Below are 17,535 nucleotides of genomic sequence, written 5' to 3'. Positions count from 1 at the left end.
GCGTGCCACGCCACTCGACAATCACTCTCCGAATTCGGTGGACTCCGGTCCGAGCACAGCTCCTGGGGCGGAAGGGGCGGATGAGGCAGGTGTGCTGCCGGAGGCGTCGGCTTGACTCCGGGCCCTCCCGGCCGGAAATCAGTGACCGCCCTCCGGCTTCACGCAGCCGGTGCCGCGCGCTCCACCGCGCCGTACACCACGCCTTCGCGGCAGACCGGGGCGCTGTCGATCAGGTACGGGTGATGGTGGCCCCGGGAGCCGGCGAAGTCGGTGCGGTACGGGCCGGTTGACTGCGGCCTGCGTCGCGCCGTCCGGAATCCCGTCGAGGAGGGTGTGGGCGGCGCTGACCGCCTACCGCGGCTTGCGGGCCTCGATCAGGAAGCGGGTGGTGTGCGCGACGAACGGCCCCTCGGTCTCGATGAGGTGGTACAGGGCGGCCAGCTGCGGCCGGTACCGCTCGACCGTGAAGCCGGGCACCATCCAGATCACCTTCCGCAGGAAGTAGACGACGGCGCCGATGTCGAGGAACTCGGTACGCAGCGTCTCCAGCCGCAGATCGACGACCTCCAGCCCGGCCGCCTCGGCCTCGGCACCGGCCTGTTGCGGGTCGCGGGCGCCGCGCACCTCGGGCGGCTGCGGGCCGAGGAAGTACTCGACGAGTTCGAAGACGCTCGCCGGACCGACCTGCTGCGAGAAGTAGGTGCCGCCGGGTCGCAGGACGCGTGCGATCTCCGTCCACCAGGTGGTCACCGGGTGACGGCTGGTCACCAGGTCGAAGGCGGCGTCCCCGAACGGGAGCGGCGGCTCGTCCGCATCGGCGACCACGACGACGCCGAGCGGGTGCAGTCGGGCGGTGGCGCGGGCGATGTTCGGCGGCCAGGACTCGGTGGCGGCGGTGAGCGGAGGCAGCTTCGGGGCGGAGGCAAGGACCTCGCCGCCGCCGGTCTGGATGTCGAGGGCGGCGTGGGCCCGGCCCAGCCGCTCGCCCATGGCGCGCGCGTAGCCCCAGGAGGGGCGTTGTTCGGTGGCCCGGCCGTCGAGCCAGGAGAAGTCCCAGCCGTCGACGGAGACGGCAGCGGCCTCGGCCACGAGTGCGTCGAAGCGTGCGCGTTCCTCTTCGGGTGTTCCGGGCATACAGTGATGGTGTCACCGGTGCGCCCGCGGACGCGACCGGATTCCGGGTCCCCCGTTCCCGGCGGTCCGTGAGCGGTACGGCAGGCCGTCAGACGGCGAGACCGCCCAACAGGAGCCCGAGCAGGGCGCCCCCGATCATGAACGGCCCGAACGGGATGCCCGTCTTGCGCCCGGCCCGTCGCAGGATCATCAGCCCGAAGCCGTACACCGAACCGAACACGAACCCGGCGAAGCCTCCCGCACAGACGATCGCCCACCCGTACCAGCCGAGGGCCACGCCCAGCGACAGGGCGAGCTTGACGTCGCCGAAGCCCATCCCGTTCGGGTTGATCAGGAAGAGCAGGAGGTAGAAGCCGCCGAGCGCGAGCCCTCCGAGCAGTGCGGAGGTCCACGATCCGGCATGCTCCGGAAGCAGCGCCGCACCGCCCAGGAGCAGCGCGGCCGCGCCGGCGAGCGGCAGCGTCAGCTGGTCGGGCAGCCGGTGGACACGGCGGTCGATGGTGGCGAGAAGCACGGCGACCGGGGCGAGCAGCAGCCAGACGACGAGCTCGGGGCGGAGTCCGGTGGCCGCGGCCAGGGCGGTGCAGCCGAGGGCGGTCACGACAGGGGTGAGGAGGGAGGGGGCGTAACGCTCAGCCGTTCTCCCGGCTTCACCACTGCCCGCATCCGGCACGGAAGCGACAACCGCTGCCGCCCGCGGAGCCGTCCGTACCCCGGCACACGCAGCGCACCGGGGAGAACCGAGCCAGCCGCGGGCCACCCCGCTGAAGGGGTGGCCGGCGGGGCAGGTGTCCCGCCATGCGTCGTCCGGTTCGACCGAGAACCGGTAGGCGGCGCGAGGGACCAGCAGTCCGGTCGCGGCGCCCCAGAGCGCGGCGACCCCCAGCAACATGGCGAACACGGAACCGACCCTAGGCCGGTGGACGCGCACGGGTCATGGGTCCAGGGGCCCACTGCGTACGGTTCCGGGCCCAGCGGCGGTCACCGGGCGCTACCTTCGTGGCCATGGGTCAATGGCGCAATGGAAACGGGACGTTGACGGTCACGGACCGGGAGGGCGGGCCCGAGCAGGAGGTGCCGCTGCGGATCGCCGCCTCGTACCGGGCTCGATCCAAGGGGCTGCTCGGTCAGGACGGGATCGGCGGGGCGCTGATGATCACCCCGTGCGGGAGTGTGCACACGTTCCGGATGCGGTTCGCGATCGATGTGGCGTACCTGGACCGGAAGTTCAATGTCGTGGCGGTCCGCACAATGAAGCCGGGGCGGCTCGGGATGGTGCGGCTGCGGTCGCGGCACGTGATCGAGTCGGAGGCCGGGACGATGGAGAAGTGGGGGCTGCGGCCGGGGGCCCGGGTGCGGGTCGTCCAGACCTCCTGACACGGGGACTTGGGTCAGGAGGTCCGGGGCGATCCGCCTCGCTGCCGGGCCGGGCCCGGTGCGGGCGGTCGCGGCGGGTGACGGCTGCGGCTCAGAGCCTGTCGGGTGACCTTCGATCGTCCGCCCGATCACAGGTCGCCCGACAGGCTCTCAGGAGGCCGGGCGGCGTGTGCCCAGGCCGCGGCCGACCAGCGGGGTCACCGTGCGGATCAGTTTCAGCTGGGCGGAGCGCAGGACCTTCACCGTCATGTCGTCTGACCAGCCGGTGGTCGTGGACCATTCGTATCCCGAGCCGACCACCTCGCTGGCGAACGCCAGTTCCGTCGCGAGCAGGGCCCGTGCCCAGTCCATCGGTTCCAGGGGCTCCTTGGCCGCAAGTGCCGTACGGATCCGGGCACCTCGCCGGTTCAGGTCGTCCGCGCCGTCGAAGCCCATGGCCACGGCGAACTCCTCCGTGCACCGCGCGGGGCCGCTCCACTCGATCAGGCCCTGTTGCAGGAGCCGGGACTCCTCATCGGTCAGCGTCAGCTGTTTTGCCGTCTGCGCGCCAGTCGTCACTCTTCCACCCTTCCGGGAGTCCGCCCGGCCCCGCGGTCGTAGTGCGTACGTGGGGTGCCGGCGGAACCTTCAGAACCTCAGGGACGCGACGCTAACCACCCGTCGACGAGGCCGTCTTGGGCCCGAGGGCTCACGCCGGGGCCCAGCCGGAGCCGTTGCAGGGGCGTCGCGACGGCCGTTCCGCAGGTCCCGTGGCCGCCGGGATCGACCGCCGGGTCCGTACCCGCATCGCAGGTCGCCGAATTCGCCGCCACCGCTGCGCACTTGGGCCCGTGTTTGGGGCCAAGGGCCCAGGTCACGCGGCCAGTTCGCCCGTACGCTCACGCCACACCCGAGGTTCAGTCAGCGGGGGACGAGCAGGCCGAGTGAGCGTCGGAGAGGGAGAGCCGTGAGCAGTGGTGGGGGCTGGGGACACGGAAGCGCGGGCCATATACCGCCGGGGCAGGGTCCCGGCCGGCCGGGTGGTGGTGGCCCCGGCTGGAAGGGCGGAGCCCGAAGCGGCGGCGGTGCGTTCTTTCCGCTGACGCGCAGTTGGGCCACCGGCGCCCTCGTCTACATCGTCGCCGGCTTCCTGGTGAGCCGCGGGCTGGTGGAGACCCTCGCCACGGGTGCGCGGCTCGAGGAGTTCACCTGGCGGCTGGGTCTGCTGCATGTGCCCAGCGTCATCACCACTCTGCTCACCGTCCTGGCCGCCGCCCGCGTCCTGCCCGAGGAGCAGCGGGAGTCCCGCCCGGTGTATCTGGCCGCCGCCCTGGGTGTGCCGGTCGCCGGACTCGCGTACGGCCTCTTCGTTTCGTGGCATCTCGTCGGCGTCGAGGGTGTGTTGATGCCGCTCGTGGTGCTGGTCACCGGTTCGGCCGCCGGGCTGGCCGTCGACCGGCTGCTGGAGGACGACGACAGCGCGGAGTCCGTCACCCCGCACTCGTACTCATGGCGGGACAGCGGCGCCACCGCCATGGAGTACCTCGGGGTGATCATCCTCGTCGTCACGATGATCGGCGCGATGGCGATGGCCGGTGTCGGCGGTCAGATCGGCGAGCGGATCCGGTGTGCGATCAGTTCGCTCGGTGGCGGCAGTGGGGGGTGCACCACCGGTGGCAACAACCCGGTCGCGAAGCCGAAGACGGATGCCGACTACGAGCCCAAGCTCTGCCAGATCTCCAGCGTCTCCGAAACGGTCGGCGACAAGGTCAAGATCGGCTGGTTCGAGTGGGGCAACGAGTACGGCTTCCAGCAGAAGGTCAGCCAGGCCAAAACGGATGTGAACGGGGACGGCAAGGTCGACGAGAACGACAAGTTGGTCTACATGACGTTCACCGACGCCGCATCCGTCGGCGTCAACGCCAGCACCCCCGGCTTCAAGCTCGGCAAGCTGGGCAAGGCGGATATCGACGTCGGCGGCGGCGTCAAGATCACCAACGGTGACACCTGGGTCTTCAAGAGCGAGGAGGACGCCAAGAAGATGCGGGACGACATCGAGGAAATGAAGATGTGGGAGGCCTCCACGAAGTACAGCGGCGCCTACGGCGGTAACTGGTACTCGGGGATGAAGTGGGCGGACAAGAAGAAGGACGTCGAGAAGCAGATCGGCAACAAGAAGATCTCCTACTCGACGATCGGCCTCAATGTGTACGCGGACGGCGGTCTCAACATCAGCGCGGGCGACGAGTCCAAGCTCGGCGCGAAGCTCGGCGGCAAGGCCAAGTTCTCCCCCGAGGTGACCATCTCGAAGGACGACGTCAACGGCAACGAGTCGTACACGTACACCGCCAAGCTCGAACTGGAGGGCAAGGCCAGCGGTTCGGCCGGCCCGCTCACCGGTACGGCCGGGGCGAAGGACACCCGTACCGGGGCCATCACCGTCACCCGTGACCAGAAGACCGGCAAGATTGTCCGTATCGACATGACGAAGACGGTCGAGACGGGCTCCACGTCCGACAAGGGCGAGGCCAAGGGCGACAACGGCAAGAAGGACGGCGACAAGCGCGGCGGCAAGGCGGGCGCCACCGACTCGTCCGGCGACACGGGCATCGAGGTCCAGACGAACTCGATCGTCTTCGGCAAGGACACCGACAAGGCGACCGAGGACAAGCGGGCCATCGCCGAGCAGTGGCTGGACGGCAGCGGCAACAACACCGCTCCGTTCGAGTACATGTTCGGCGACAAGTCGCTTCAGCAGAAGCCCGACGGAACCGACCCGTTCGAGCAGATGATGTTCCAGGACGGTCTGTCGAGCACGATGCAGTACCACGGCGAGACGGACGCCCAGGAGTTCGGCTTCGAGGTCTCGCTCGGCATGAGCCTCGGATTCTCCCTCTCGGACGAGCACAAGAAGGAGAATCTGACGAACGCGCAGTTCCTCGGAGCTCCGCAGGGCGACAAGCGCAATCTCCTCCCGTACAGCTACTGCGCGAAGTGAGCCCCGTACGCAGCACCCCGCACAACGAAAGGCGATGACGGCAGTGAGGAAGTCCCGGACGTCCGGCGCGGTTGTTGCCGCCGCCCTCGGTCTCACCCTGCTCACCGGCTGCGGCTCGTCGGACGCCGCCGCCGTCCCGGACGGCTGGGGCACGCTCGACACCAAGAGCGTGTCCGTCGGCTACCCCGAGAACAAGGGCTACAAGGAGCAGTCCGCCGCCGACCGCAACAAGAACAACGCGGCCGTCGCGCTCAAGGAGGAGGGCGGGCTGCGCACCGGCATGGTCTCGGTCCAGCTCGACTTCGCGACCGGCATCGACGACGCGGGCGAGGCCGCCTCCGCGGCGGGCGCGGGCATCGGCCTCGGTGCCACCCGCAAGGGCACCACCGACGTGCGGCTCGCGGGCGAGGAGAGCGCCCGCGAGGCGCGTCGGATCGACTACGAGTTCACCTCGTCCGGCAAGGAGCAGACGCCGGCGAGCGGCACCCGGATGACGGGGGTCGTGGTGGCGGGAGTCGATTCGAAGCACGTACCGTTCGCCGTCCGGATCAATGCGGTGAAGGGCACGCTGAGCGCTGGGGACCTCGACGCGTTCGTGGACTCGATCAGCGTGAAGTAGCGGGTGGAGGACTGGCGTTCATGGATGTACTGCCCGGCGGGACCGCCACGTTCCTGCTGCTCTTCGGCCTGTTCCTGGGTGCGTTCGCCGTACGGTCGGCGCTGCGGCTGAGCCGCGTGCTGAGCCTGGTGCGGCACGGGGAGCGGGCCGAGGGGCGGTGCGCGGAGCGCCGGGTCGCGGACCGGGGGACGGACCGGGAGCGGAGCTATGCGACGGAATACGTGTTCGCGTTCCGCACGCTCGACGGCCGCGAGGTCGAGTTCGTCGACCATGCGCCGGGCCCCTTCGGCTTCGAGGTCGGGGCGCCGGTCCGGGTCTCGTACGATCCGGCGGACCCGGAGAGGCGCGCCACGGTCGCCGGACCGCGGGCCTGGGGTCCGGTGCTGATGCCCGCGGTGTTCGCGGTGGTGCTGGGGGTGTTCGCGGCGGGGCTGCTGGTCGGGTTCGCGGCGATGCGGGGCTGGCTCTGACAGCCGCCGTCCGGACCGGCCGTCCGGCCTCATGTGGGCGCGCGCATCCACCCCGCCGGCGACGATCGCGGCGGCCCGGGCTACTCCACGTCGTCGTCTTCGTCGTCCTCGTCGAAGTCGCCCAGCACGTCGGAGAGGTGCTGGACGATGGGGTTGCCCAGCTCGTCCTCGGTGCAGAACAGTCCGTGCACGGCGCCCATCGGATAGATGGCCTCCTCCGTGTCCTCGCCCGGCATCCCCACGCAGGGGTCGTCGATGACCCCTGACGGATCCGCCTCCCCGAACAGGGAGGGCAGTTCGGCGCCCTTCACGGCGAACGGCTCGAACTTCCACACCGCCCCCCGGGTGCGGCACACCACTTCCCCGACGTACCAGCACGCCCCTTGAAGGAATGCGTCGCGTCGCGCTGTGCGAGTCTCCGCGTCGCTGTCGTACCGGCTGCGGATGAGGTCCTCCAGCGCGTCCAGGGACCGGGGGGAGAAGTCCCATGTCCCGGGGGTGCCGGTGTCCTCGGCCCAGTGCGCGAAGTTCCGGACGCGTTCTGCCAGCCACGCCGACAGGTCGGGGTGGGACTGCGGGTCGATGCCGTGGTTCGTGCGATCAGCCATGCCGCCCACTGTAGACAGACCCCCGGACCGTAGGGACGAACTGTTCGCCGTGTCACACGAGTTGACACGCCACACCTCAACAACCCGTTGTCTCAACCGGCGCATCAGGATCTAGGGTTTAGGGCTGGACGGTGGCAAGCACGGGGGCCCGCACCGTCCAACTCCGTGTCCCATGAGCCCCCCACAGGGACAGACACTTGAGTACCTCCATACGATCACGCATACGATTCCGGCTGGCCGCCTGCTTCGCCACCGCTGCCGCGGCCGGACTGATCGTCACCGGCCTGCCCGCCTTCCAGGGCACAGCCGACGCCGCACCGGGCAAGATCCGCTGCGATGAGAAGTTCCTCGGCCGGAAATACAACGTGGACGAGGCCCGCGGCATCCAGGGCAAGAACACCCCCTACAGCCAGAACCCCGAAGACACCTGGGGCGACTACTTCTTCGACAACCCCTCGCACGCCTTCGACGGGATGCCCACGCCGGACCAGGCGAAGCTGGACGCTGCCGGCAAGACCGAAGCCGACGTCCAGAGGTGGAAGAAGAAGTACGGCCAGACCGGTGACCCGCAGTACCGGGCCCTGGAGATCTACGCCCGCTTCAACAAGCAGCTCGTCGGCGACGGCCCTCGGAAGATGAAGGACTTCCCGCTCTGGCTCGACCAGAGGGTCATCGGCAACGAGGCCAACCAGCGCAAGGGCGACGGCTTCGAATCCCGCGTCGTCAAGCAGTTCAAGCTCGTCGGACCGGACTGGATCTGCCAAAAGGAAGTGCCGGTCTTCGACAAGAACGGCAAGGCGGTCATCAACCCCAAGACCGGCGAACAGGCGGTCCGCAAGTACGACGCCTACAACGCCAAGACCAAAGAGTTCGTCGAGTTCAAGTCCAACGGCAAGCACATCGCCGAACAGCTCCGCTGGGACAAGCACATCCTGCGCAACAAGGAGTACGCCGACCACAAGCTCCGCCTGATCACCGGCGACGAGACCACCGGCAACACCAAGCGCCAGTACGCGTCCCTGAACCGGCAACTCCAGAGCGAACGCGGCACGAGCCTGCCCCAGGCCACCATCCGCGAGCAGCGCGCCAACGGCCACGCCCGCTGGACGCCGAACAGGTACACCCGCTACGACGAGTTCTTCAACCCCGATCCGCGCCGCGTCGGCTCCTACGGCCCGCTGCACGACGACGTGTGGCGCTCGGCGAAGAGCCCCGAGCAGGCACGCAAGCTCCAGCACCAGTACAACCAGGTCAACACGCGCGGCGGCTTCGGGCGGCCCGGGGGCATCGACTTCTCCACCCTGGAGCTTCAATACGTCGGCAACCCGGCCAAGGGCAAGGGTCTCGACTACTCCTTCAAGGCCGACATGGTCGAGGACGAGGACAAGAACCCCGGCTGGGGCGGTGAGCAGCGCCTTCAGCTCTCCTCCGACGCGATGTTCGCATGGCTCGCGCTGACGCCGGACAAGTTCTGGGTCAACCTCAACCCGGACCAGCCCGACAGGATCATGGACAAGACGTTCGGGAAGACCGACGCCGGACGTGTTCTGCTCCAGGCCGACCTGGAGATGAAGCACGACTACGCGCGTGACATGGACCCCCGCAGCGGCATCGGCAAGCAGTACTGGGATGCCATGACAGCCGCGAACATCCCCTGCGGGCACCAGATCCGGCTGTGGATCGTCCCCAAGACCGCCAAGGTCCGCGCTGACAACAACGGCCTGTACATCCTGGATGCGCCGCTGAAGGTCAACGCTGAGCCGCAGAAGGTCAACTTCCCCAGCCCGAACGGCAAGTGCGACCTGACCGAGGACCAGATCAACACCTCACAGCGCCTGGTCGAGCAGTACGTCATCCCCGACGTCGAGGAGAAGGTCAACAGCGGGAGCGCGTACGCCGACCTGCGCCGCGTCTACAACGCCCGCGTCGCGGCCGAGTACATCCGCACCCAGGACAAGGACCACGTCACCGACTTCAGGCCCATCATCAACAGCAACGACGTGGCTCGGTGGCCACTGCGGGGCAAGGCCGGAACCTGGACCCCGAAGCAGACGTGGGACGAGTACATGAAGTCCTACACGCAGGGCGACTACAGCTACCCCTGCCAGGTCGACGGCCAGAACAAGACCTGCATCATGGGCGGAGTCGACTTCTCCAAGGCCCCGAAGCGCAACATCTCCAAGACGGAGTTCAACCTCCAGCACCCCAAGACGGACACCACCACCAAGACCTCCAGGACCACCACGGTCACCTACCGCAACAGCAACACCGTCATGTTCGGCGGCTCCAGCTCCGGCAAGGTCTACAACGGTGGCGGGGAACAAACCCCGGGCCCGAAGCCGACCAGCACGGGCAAGCCCACCAGCAAGCCCACCAGTATGCCGACCCACCAGCCCACCACCCCGGCACCGGACCCGTCCGACAGCCACACTCCCGCCCCCACCGGCGCCTCCGAGGACCCGGACGGCAACCTCGCCCACACCGGCTCCGACACCCCCATCGGCCTGATCGCCTCCATCGCCGCGGCACTCGCCGTCGGCGGAGCGGGCCTGACCTGGTGGATGCGCCGTCGTAAGGCCGCCGCGAGCTAGACCCGCACGCCGGGACGCTCACAGTGAAGGCCCCGCCCCCATGGCACCGCAGTTTCCAGGGGGCGGGGCCTTCCTCCTGACCGGCCCGGTAGCGCTGTGACGGCTGTCTGTTCAGGGGTGGTGGTCAGCAGTCCTGCGGCACGGCCTGCCGAAGCACTACTGGAACGTGGCCCGGTCGAACGGCACCGTCAGCGGCTCCAGTGCCCCGGCCGCCAGCAGCTGCCTGTTCACGTCGGTGATCGTCTCGATGCCGGGCAGCTCCGTACCACCGCGTGTGAGATCGACGACCAGGCCGCCCTCTGCCGTACGGGTGTACGTCCCCGGCAGCCCCTGCGGTACGCGGTCGGCACGGCCCGGCGACAGATACACCGACCGGCCTGCGCGCGGGGCGCCGGCCCGCAGCCCGAACTCCGTCTTCACCGTGCGGAACTCCTCCCTGCTGTACGCCTCGCCCCAGTCCGGGCCCCAGCAGGAGACGAGCGCCTCCAGAACGTCCGTGGATCGCCGCACCAGTTCCGGCGCATCGTCCGCGGCCGAGACGAGCCCCACCACGCACGAGTCGGGCGCCCGGTTCGCCGATCCTCCCGCGGTGACGGAGACCGTCACCTTCACCGTCGTCGGCTGTCCCGACCACAGGGACGCGGTGTAGCCGATGTACGGGGCGTCCGAGTCCGGGTTGGTGCGCAGGAGATACGCCGTCAGGGCGGGCGGGTCGAGCTCGACCGGCGGTGCCGTCGGGTCGTCCTCCGCCTCCGCCGCCCGCCAGGTCCCGCAGGCATCGGCATCGATGCCGCCGAGGGTGCGGAGCAGGTGCCCCCAGCGCTCGGCGAGTTCCTGCGGGTCCTCCTTCCGGACGCCCCACAGCCCGTGGACCGTGACATTCAGCAACGGGGTCTCCTCTCACGCTGCCCGGTCAGGGCTTCACCGGGGTGTGCACCACAGTAATGTCGAGGCCCCTGTCGTCGAACATCTCCTGCGTGGCCCTGGCCACGTCGGGGTCCGACATGTGCCAGACCACGGGCTTTCCGCGCGCGGCGTCGAGTTGCCGTGTCGCCTGCTGCACCCAGCGGTTGGTCGCCAGGCTGGTGAGCTGGCCCGTCGCCTCGTTGTAGAACCGGGTCCCGCGGTAGCCCCACTTCGTCTCGATGTACGTCTGGTTCGCGGAGTCCCAGCCGTCGAACTCGACGGGCTTGCCGTCCATCTTGTCGAGCGGGACCTCGTACTCCTTGCCGCGTTTCACGCCGGAGACCTGCTCCTGGTAGCGGGCGCCCATCTCCTGCGGGTAGGCGTACGTGTCGGCGCTCTTCGACTTCCACTTGCCGTCGCCGAGGTCCTTGGTGCCCGCCCGCGGGTTCTTGAGCTGGTCGTACCAGGACGGCTTCTCCATCTTCGCGAGCCGCTTCCGCTCGGCCTCGCGCTTGGCGGCCTTGGCCGCCTTGTCGGCCTCGTCCGCGTCCTTCTTCGCCTGCTTGGCCGCCTCGACCTCTTCGGGCGTGGCCTCGCAGCCCTCGGCGCGGAAGGCCGTGGGGAAGGTGACGTATCCGGCGTACGCGGTCCGTGCGACGCCGAATGCCGTCGTCCGTGTCGTCGTGACTGCCGTTGCACCTGCCGTCGTGCGTACGGAGGCCGTGGTGACCGTGGTGGCACCGGGCCGGATGCCCGTACGGCCGAGGGGGCCCGCGCCGATCGGGCAGCCCTTGCTCTTGACCTTCTTCTCCAGGTCGTCGGCGTGCTGACGCGCCTCCTTCGCCGCCTTCTCCGCGCCGCCCACATCGCCGGCCTTGGCGAGCTTCCTGGCCTTGGAGGCGGCTTCCGAGGCCTTCTGGGCCAGCTCACCGATCTTGCCGAGCTTCCCGAGCTTGCCCAGCTTTCCGACCTTGCCGATCAGCTTGGCTTCGCCGTAGCCGGGGATGAAGAGCGAGCCGACGTTCCAGAGACCGGTGCCGATCGCCTGGCCCTCGTTGCCGTTCTTCCACATGTCACGGACTTCGTCGCCGATGAACATGTCGTCAAGGACCTTCACGCCTGTGCCACCGGACGCCTTGGTCCAGTCCCAGACGGCGCCCAGGTAGTCGCCCTTGGACCACTTGTCGCCCGCGCCCTTGGAGTCCTCGACCCACTTGTCGCCGAGGCTCTTGCCGTAGTCCTTCAGGCCGTCCCAGGCCTTGATGGGGTGCATGATCGTGTCGAAGGTGCCGGTGACATCGCCCCACAGGCCGTCGCCGACCAGGCCCTTGAAGAAGCCGCCGGTCTGGTGGGCGGCGCACGAGAAGAACGCTCCGACGCCGGAGGTGCAGCTCTCGTCGTCCTTCTTGTCCTGGCTGCCGTCGTAGTTGCCGTAGTCGGCATCCGGACCCTCGGTGGGGTCCATGTCGTCGCCGCCCTGGTCGACATCGCCGTCCTGGGTGGTGGTGTCGGTGCCGCCCGAGCCGGTGGCCCCGCCGGTCCCGCCGGTGCTGCCGGATCCGCCCGAGGCGCCGGAGCCCCCGGTGGAGCCGCCCGAGCCGTTGGTTCCGCCCGACGCGTCGGAGCCTCCCGAGTCCGAACCGCCGGAGTCCGAACCCCCGGACGCGGCCGACCCGCCCGAGCCCGTGCCCCCGCCCGCGACCGCGCCACCCGAGTCCGTGCCCCCGCCGGATGCCGTACCGCCGCCGGTCGTGCCGCCCCCGGCCTCCACGTCGCCGCCTCCCGGTGCCGGGCACGCGCTGCCGGTCAGCTGGCAGATCGCGCTCCGCATCTCCCCGGTCAGCTGGGCGCCGATCCCCGTCGCCACGAGGCCGCCGATGAGGGCCACGACCACCAGGACCATGCCCAGGTACTCCATGGCGGTCTGGCCGCCGTCCCGGCGCCACTTGATCATCCGGGCGATGCTGAACGGCCGGTGCGGCTGCCGCTGCTCCAGGGGGAGTTCGAACCAGTCGCGGGAGGACGGACGCAGCAGCAGGACGACGATCACGACCGGCATCACCAGCTGTGTCGCCCCGCGCCCGCCGCCCGCGCCCAGCGTCGCCAGCGCGCCGAGGGTGAGCCAGACGTGGACGGCGAGGAGCCCGCGCCAGATCCAGATGCCGCCGGTACGCAGGTACAGCGAAAGGACGAAGGCGGAGACGCTCGGCAGTGCCGCGTACAGCAGCAGTCCGATCAGCTTTCCGTCGACCTCGTTGATCGACGACGCCACGGTGAGCACGCCGATGCCGCCCAGGACCGCGAAGACGAACAGCGTCCGGACGAGAATCAGCACCGCCTGCAGCGGGCGCGGCAGCGACTGCCTGCCGGAATGGGTCAGGGAGACGCCGCCGGCGCCGCCCGGAACTGCAAATCCGCCTGTGCCAGACACGACGAGTCCCCCAACTGGTCGGCGTGTGACCAGACTTGGGCCACTTCACTTATCCGACCACATCGCCCCGTCCAGGGCATGGGCCCCAGGACCCAAACCCGGCTGTCCCGTCTCCCTGGAACTGCTCTGGTGTCACCGAAGCTGCTCCGTGCCGCGTCGGCCGGAGCAACTTCGGTGACACAGGCTCTCGTCGAGACCACCCGGTCGTCCGTCCGGCGTGATCGGCCCAGGAGCCTCAGCTCGGCCTGCATCTGCGCCGCCTCGGCGCCGCGAGCATGTTGGGCGACACTTCTGCCGCCCTGTGACCCACGTCACATACGATTCCTGTCAGCAATCGGGGCGCTGTTCCGCTCAAGTCACCGGGAGCAAGCGAACCGACAGGAGCATCACATGAAGCACCGCATCGTCGTCCTCGGCGCCGGCTATGCCGGGTCCTACGTGGCCGGGGTCCTGGCCCGCCGGCTGTCCCCGGCGGACACCGAGATCACCGTGGTCAACGCCGTGCCGCACTTCGTCCAGCGGCTGCGGGGGCACCAGCTCGCGGCCGGCCAGCAGATTGAGGCTCCACAGCTCGCCGACGTGTTCGCGGACACGGGGATCCGGCTGCGCCTGGCCCGTGTCACCGCCGTCGACCCCGAGCGCCAGGTCGTCGCCGTGGCCGACGCCGGCGGCGGCGGCGAACTCGGCTACGACACGCTTGTCTACGCGCTCGGCAGCCACGTCGCCGACCACGGCGTCCCCGGCGTCGCCGAGCACGCCTTCGACGTCGCCGGCCGGCCTTCGGCGCTGCGCCTGCGCGAGCGCCTGGACAGCCTGGACAGCCAGGGCGGGCGGGGCGATCGCGGGAGTGTGCTGGTCGTCGGCGACGGGTTGACCGGCATCGAGACCGCCACCGAGTTCGCCGAATCCCGGCCCGGCCTGTCGGTCGCGCTGGTCGCCCGCGGCGAGCTGGGCGACCGGCTCTCCGCCGGAGCCCGCAGCCACCTGCGCCAGGCCTGCGACCGGCTGGGCATCACCGTCCTGGAGCACACCAGCGTCGAAGCCGTCGAAGCGACCCGGGTGCTGTGCGCCGACGGCACCGCCCTGGCATCCGACGCAACCGTGTGGACGGCCGGGTTCGCGGTCAACCCCATCGCCGCCGCCGGCGGGCTGGAGGTCACCGACAACGGACGGATCGTCGTCGATCGCATCATGCGGTCGGTCTCGCACCCGAACGTCTACGCCGTCGGCGACAGCGCCTACGCCATCGGCGACAACGGCCGGCCGCTGCCGATGTCCTGCGCTTCGGCCGGCTACACCGGCATGCAGGCCACGGCCGCGATCGTGGGACGCCTGACCGGCCGCAAGATCCCGCACACCACGCTGGACTACACGTTCAACCACATCAGCCTCGGGCGGCGGGACGGGATCCTGCAGATGGTCAATGACGAAGGACAGGCAAAGCCCAAGTACATGGGCGGCCGGAAGGCCGCGCGGATCAAGGCGGGCATCCTCAAGATGTCGCTGTGGACCACCTCGCACCCAACTTTCGGCCTGCCCAAGCGCAAGCGCCGCCTGGCCGCCACGCCGGATGCGTCCGCCGAGAAATCGGTCGCGTACGCCGAGAAGTCGGTCGCGTAGCCGCCTCATAGGGTGGTCCGCGTGGACAGCACCGCTACTGATCGCTTCGACGCCAGTCGGTTCGAGGCCAGCCGGAACCGGCTGGCCTCGCTGGCATACCGGCTGCTGGGCTCCGCCACCGACGCCGAGGACGCCGTGCAGGACGCGTTCCTGCACTGGCAGGCCGCCGACCGGCAACGGATCAAGGTGCCGGAAGCGTGGCTGACCAAGGTCGTCACCAACCTGTGCCTCGACCGGCTCCGCTCGGCACAAGCCCGCCGCGAACGCACCGTCGGCGCCTGGCTGCCCGAACCGCTCCTCGACGGCGACCCGATGCTCGGCCCGGCCGACACTTTCGAGCAACGCGAATCGGTCTCCCTGGCCGTGCTGACTCTCATGGAGCGCCTGTCCCCCCTCGAGCGGGCCGTCTACGTCCTGCGCGAAGCCTTCTCCTACAGCCACGCCGAGATCGCCGAGATCCTCGACCTCACCGAGTCCGCAAGCCAGCAGCACCTCCACCGGGCCCGGCGCCGCATCACCGCCGCGCGCCGCGGCGGCGGCGAAGCCGACCCGGCGTCCGCCCGCAGGATCGTCGAGGAATTCCTCGCCGCTGCCTCCTCGGGCCGCACCGAACGGCTGGTGGCGCTGCTCACCGACGACGCCACCGCGATCTCCGACGGCGCCGGTCTGACCGAGAAGCTGCAGCGCTACGACACGCCGCAGCGCATCGCTGCCGTCGTACGGGCCGGCTTCAAACCCACACCCGCGAAACGGCGACTTGCCGGCGGCACGCCCGGCATCCACTACGCGCGCGTCAACGGCGCCCCCGCCATCCTCTTCGTGATCGGCGACCAGGCCATCGGCGCCGTGACGTTCGACATCACAGGCGGCAAGATCGCAACCGTGCGCGGCATCGCCGCCCCCACCCGCCTCGTCCGCCTCACCGAAGCCTGGCGGCAGCACGGACCGGACGCACCGCTCATCACCCAGTGGTGAGACCCGACGCCAACCGCGGCCCGACGAGCAGGCCGCCATGGCGGTGAGCACGTGATCACCCGGCTCCTTTGCGGCTGGTGTCTGGGCTAGGAATCCAGGGCCTGATCCTGCGAACCAAGACGGCCGGAACGAAGCAGATTCCATGAGACGGACGACGAGAACGCCCCGGACGGAGCAGACCCGACGAGACATCACGCGACCGGACCGTCTCCATCGAACTGCTCTGCCCAGGTCACCACGACGGAACTGGTGCAACTTCAACGAGACGAGACACCGACCCCGAGCTCCCGGCCTGCACGCCCTACCTGCTGGGGACCTCGCTCCCGAACAGCATCCACGGCGACTGCTCGAAGGACGTCACACGTGACAACTGCGGCTGCATGTCGGCGATCTCATGCCGCACGGCAAGCGTGTCGGGCCAACTGTCGAAGAAGGTGGTGCCGTTGACGATGACCGCCCGCCAGTCGGTCGCCGCCGACGCGCCCTCCCGGTCGACCACGAAACCGATGCAGAGCAGGGACGCCCTGCCGATCGCCTCCCTGATCGCGCGTACGGCCAGTTCCTGCTCGTCCCGGGACAGCCAGTACAGCCCGAATTCGAGGGAGACGATGCCGTCCCGTGTGCGGCGGAGGCGCACACGGATCTCCGCGCCGCGCTTCACCCAGAGCAGGAAACCGATCTCGTCGAGCCGCTGCAGGCCCGCCAGGAGCGCGAGCTGCTCCCTGGTCACCCACGACTGGGTCATCACCGGCTCGGATCCCGGGGTGACGAGGGTGATGCGCCGGGTGGTGGGGTGGGTGAGCCGCAGTCCGGCCGCATCGAGATCACCGAGCAGTGACTCGGCATCGGGGCGACTCCAGCCAAGGTGGTACGAGTAGAAAAATCCGTCACTCATCGACGCTTCACCTCATCGGTGTGGGGGCACCTCGCCAGTACGAATGGAGCGTGAAGTTCTTGGTGCGCGCGGGCATGCCGGATTGCCGCTTCGGGGCGGCGCCGTCACATGCCTCACGGTTGGTCGTGCACGAGCGTAATGAGCGCGCCGGAACGAGGCTTGGGCCCACGGACCCAAGTCGGCCCCAAAGGTGGTACGCGGATCGACCTGGGCGTTTTCTCCGTTCGGGTCAGCCCCTCACTCAGTCCGTGGCCGGAGGCGGTCGCCCGCAGCGATGGCAGCGGTGATCAAGGCTGTGCCTACCGCGCCGATGCCGCACGACGGCGGCACCGGACCGGTCACACACCGGCCACCGGTCAGGATTCCCAGCCGATTCGCACCGACAGCCGGCGGCCGGTGCAGTGTGTTTATTCGTCATTACGGTGAGCGAATAGGCCGCCCTTAATGTGCCGCAGGCCACATGACGTACGCCACTCTTGTGACGATTTGAGGCATTTGCCGTGTGGAGTGGACCACGTGACGGCCGTCACTATGAATCCGGATAGTAGGTCCATCACGGCCCATTCCGTAGCTTTACGGCGATTCCTCGACCGTTTCATTCAGCCGGTACGAATTCGAATAGTAAAAGGGACCCGTTGACCCGCATTTCTGCCTCGCTTAATACTTCTTGGCATCGCCCGACAACAGATGAGGAATTACGGAATGCCGTTCAGCGCGATGTCCACGAAGTTCGCCCGCATGACCAAGACCAAGAAGATGTCGCTGGGCATGTTCGCAGCCGGTGCCGCGGTCGTGGCCGGCACCGTCGCAGGCGCCCCGGCAGCCTCGGCCGCCACTCCCGCCCAGTCCGGCGGCAACGTCGACACCTGGATCAAGGAGTCGCTGAAGGTCATGCATGCGAAGGGCATCCCGGGCACGTACGAGGGGATCCA

14 protein-coding genes and 1 pseudogene are annotated in these 17,535 nt (G+C 69.3%); 8 read left to right on the top strand and 7 right to left on the bottom strand.

The window, feature by feature from the left end; translation table 11 throughout:
* Window positions 1-351: 351 nt before the first annotated feature.
* The gene (locus AB0915_RS25265) at window positions 352-1,134 is read right to left on the bottom strand and encodes a class I SAM-dependent methyltransferase (RefSeq protein WP_366693247.1); all 783 of its coding nucleotides are present in this window, start codon (window positions 1,132-1,134) and stop codon (window positions 352-354) included.
* 88 nt (window positions 1,135-1,222) lie between these two features.
* A complete protein-coding gene (locus AB0915_RS25260) occupies window positions 1,223-2,035 on the bottom strand; it encodes a prepilin peptidase (RefSeq protein WP_366693246.1) in 813 nt (270 codons plus the stop codon).
* Between the two features lie 104 nt (window positions 2,036-2,139).
* Here AB0915_RS25260 and AB0915_RS25255 point away from each other — a divergent pair, with 104 nt between their 5' ends.
* Window positions 2,140-2,511, top strand: coding sequence for a DUF192 domain-containing protein (locus tag AB0915_RS25255; RefSeq protein WP_366693245.1), 372 nt, complete (start codon window positions 2,140-2,142; stop codon window positions 2,509-2,511).
* A gap of 150 nt (window positions 2,512-2,661) precedes the next feature.
* Here AB0915_RS25255 and AB0915_RS25250 read toward each other — a convergent pair whose 3' ends face one another.
* Entirely contained in the window at window positions 2,662-3,069 is a 408-nt protein-coding gene (locus AB0915_RS25250; RefSeq protein WP_366693244.1) for a hypothetical protein, read from the bottom strand.
* A gap of 388 nt (window positions 3,070-3,457) precedes the next feature.
* On the opposite strand from AB0915_RS25250, the gene AB0915_RS25245 reads away from it, so the two are divergent.
* Genes AB0915_RS25245 through AB0915_RS25235 form a run of 3 tightly spaced genes read left to right on the top strand, consistent with a single transcriptional unit; the run spans window position 3,458 to window position 6,577 of the window.
* Window positions 3,458-5,488, top strand: a complete 2,031-nt coding sequence (locus AB0915_RS25245; RefSeq protein ID WP_366693243.1) for a hypothetical protein — start codon at window positions 3,458-3,460, stop codon at window positions 5,486-5,488.
* A 34-nt stretch (window positions 5,489-5,522) separates the two neighbouring features.
* Complete coding sequence (locus AB0915_RS25240) at window positions 5,523-6,107, top strand: hypothetical protein (protein ID WP_366693242.1); 585 nt, start codon at window positions 5,523-5,525, stop codon at window positions 6,105-6,107.
* A gap of 20 nt (window positions 6,108-6,127) precedes the next feature.
* Window positions 6,128-6,577 carry a DUF3592 domain-containing protein gene (locus AB0915_RS25235; RefSeq protein ID WP_366693241.1) on the top strand — a complete coding sequence of 150 codons (450 nt, stop codon included), beginning with the start codon at window positions 6,128-6,130 and terminating at the stop codon, window positions 6,575-6,577.
* Between the two features lie 80 nt (window positions 6,578-6,657).
* On the opposite strand, the gene AB0915_RS25230 is transcribed toward AB0915_RS25235, so the two are convergent.
* Complete coding sequence (locus AB0915_RS25230) at window positions 6,658-7,185, bottom strand: hypothetical protein (protein WP_366693240.1); 528 nt, start codon at window positions 7,183-7,185, stop codon at window positions 6,658-6,660.
* Window positions 7,186-7,382: 197 nt separating this feature from the next.
* Between AB0915_RS25230 and AB0915_RS25225 the strand changes: the two genes are divergently transcribed.
* Window positions 7,383-9,776: a hypothetical protein gene (locus tag AB0915_RS25225; protein ID WP_366693239.1), complete on the top strand. Its 2,394-nt coding sequence runs from the start codon at window positions 7,383-7,385 to the stop codon at window positions 9,774-9,776.
* A 156-nt stretch (window positions 9,777-9,932) separates the two neighbouring features.
* Here AB0915_RS25225 and AB0915_RS25220 read toward each other — a convergent pair whose 3' ends face one another.
* The gene (locus tag AB0915_RS25220; RefSeq protein WP_366693238.1) at window positions 9,933-10,664 is read right to left on the bottom strand and encodes an Imm52 family immunity protein; all 732 of its coding nucleotides are present in this window, start codon (window positions 10,662-10,664) and stop codon (window positions 9,933-9,935) included.
* A gap of 25 nt (window positions 10,665-10,689) precedes the next feature.
* Window positions 10,690-13,113, bottom strand: coding sequence for a Tox-REase-5 domain-containing protein (locus AB0915_RS25215; RefSeq protein WP_366693237.1), 2,424 nt, complete (start codon window positions 13,111-13,113; stop codon window positions 10,690-10,692).
* Between the two features lie 390 nt (window positions 13,114-13,503).
* Here AB0915_RS25215 and AB0915_RS25210 point away from each other — a divergent pair, with 390 nt between their 5' ends.
* Together AB0915_RS25210 and AB0915_RS25205 are read left to right on the top strand one after the other, a co-directional pair.
* Window positions 13,504-14,733, top strand: a complete 1,230-nt coding sequence (locus tag AB0915_RS25210; protein WP_366693236.1) for an FAD-dependent oxidoreductase — start codon at window positions 13,504-13,506, stop codon at window positions 14,731-14,733.
* A gap of 21 nt (window positions 14,734-14,754) precedes the next feature.
* Window positions 14,755-15,708, top strand: coding sequence for a sigma-70 family RNA polymerase sigma factor (locus AB0915_RS25205; protein WP_366693235.1), 954 nt, complete (start codon window positions 14,755-14,757; stop codon window positions 15,706-15,708).
* Between the two features lie 301 nt (window positions 15,709-16,009).
* Here AB0915_RS25205 and AB0915_RS25200 read toward each other — a convergent pair whose 3' ends face one another.
* Complete coding sequence (locus tag AB0915_RS25200; RefSeq protein WP_366693234.1) at window positions 16,010-16,603, bottom strand: hypothetical protein; 594 nt, start codon at window positions 16,601-16,603, stop codon at window positions 16,010-16,012.
* 702 nt (window positions 16,604-17,305) lie between these two features.
* Between AB0915_RS25200 and AB0915_RS25195 the strand changes: the two are divergent.
* Window positions 17,306-17,535, top strand: a pseudogene (locus AB0915_RS25195) (lytic transglycosylase); the annotation flags it as partial.

Source organism: Streptomyces sp. NPDC048411, from assembly GCF_040704695.1.
Classification (GTDB): domain Bacteria; phylum Actinomycetota; class Actinomycetes; order Streptomycetales; family Streptomycetaceae; genus Streptomyces.
This window is presented reverse-complemented; position numbering and strand designations above follow the sequence as displayed.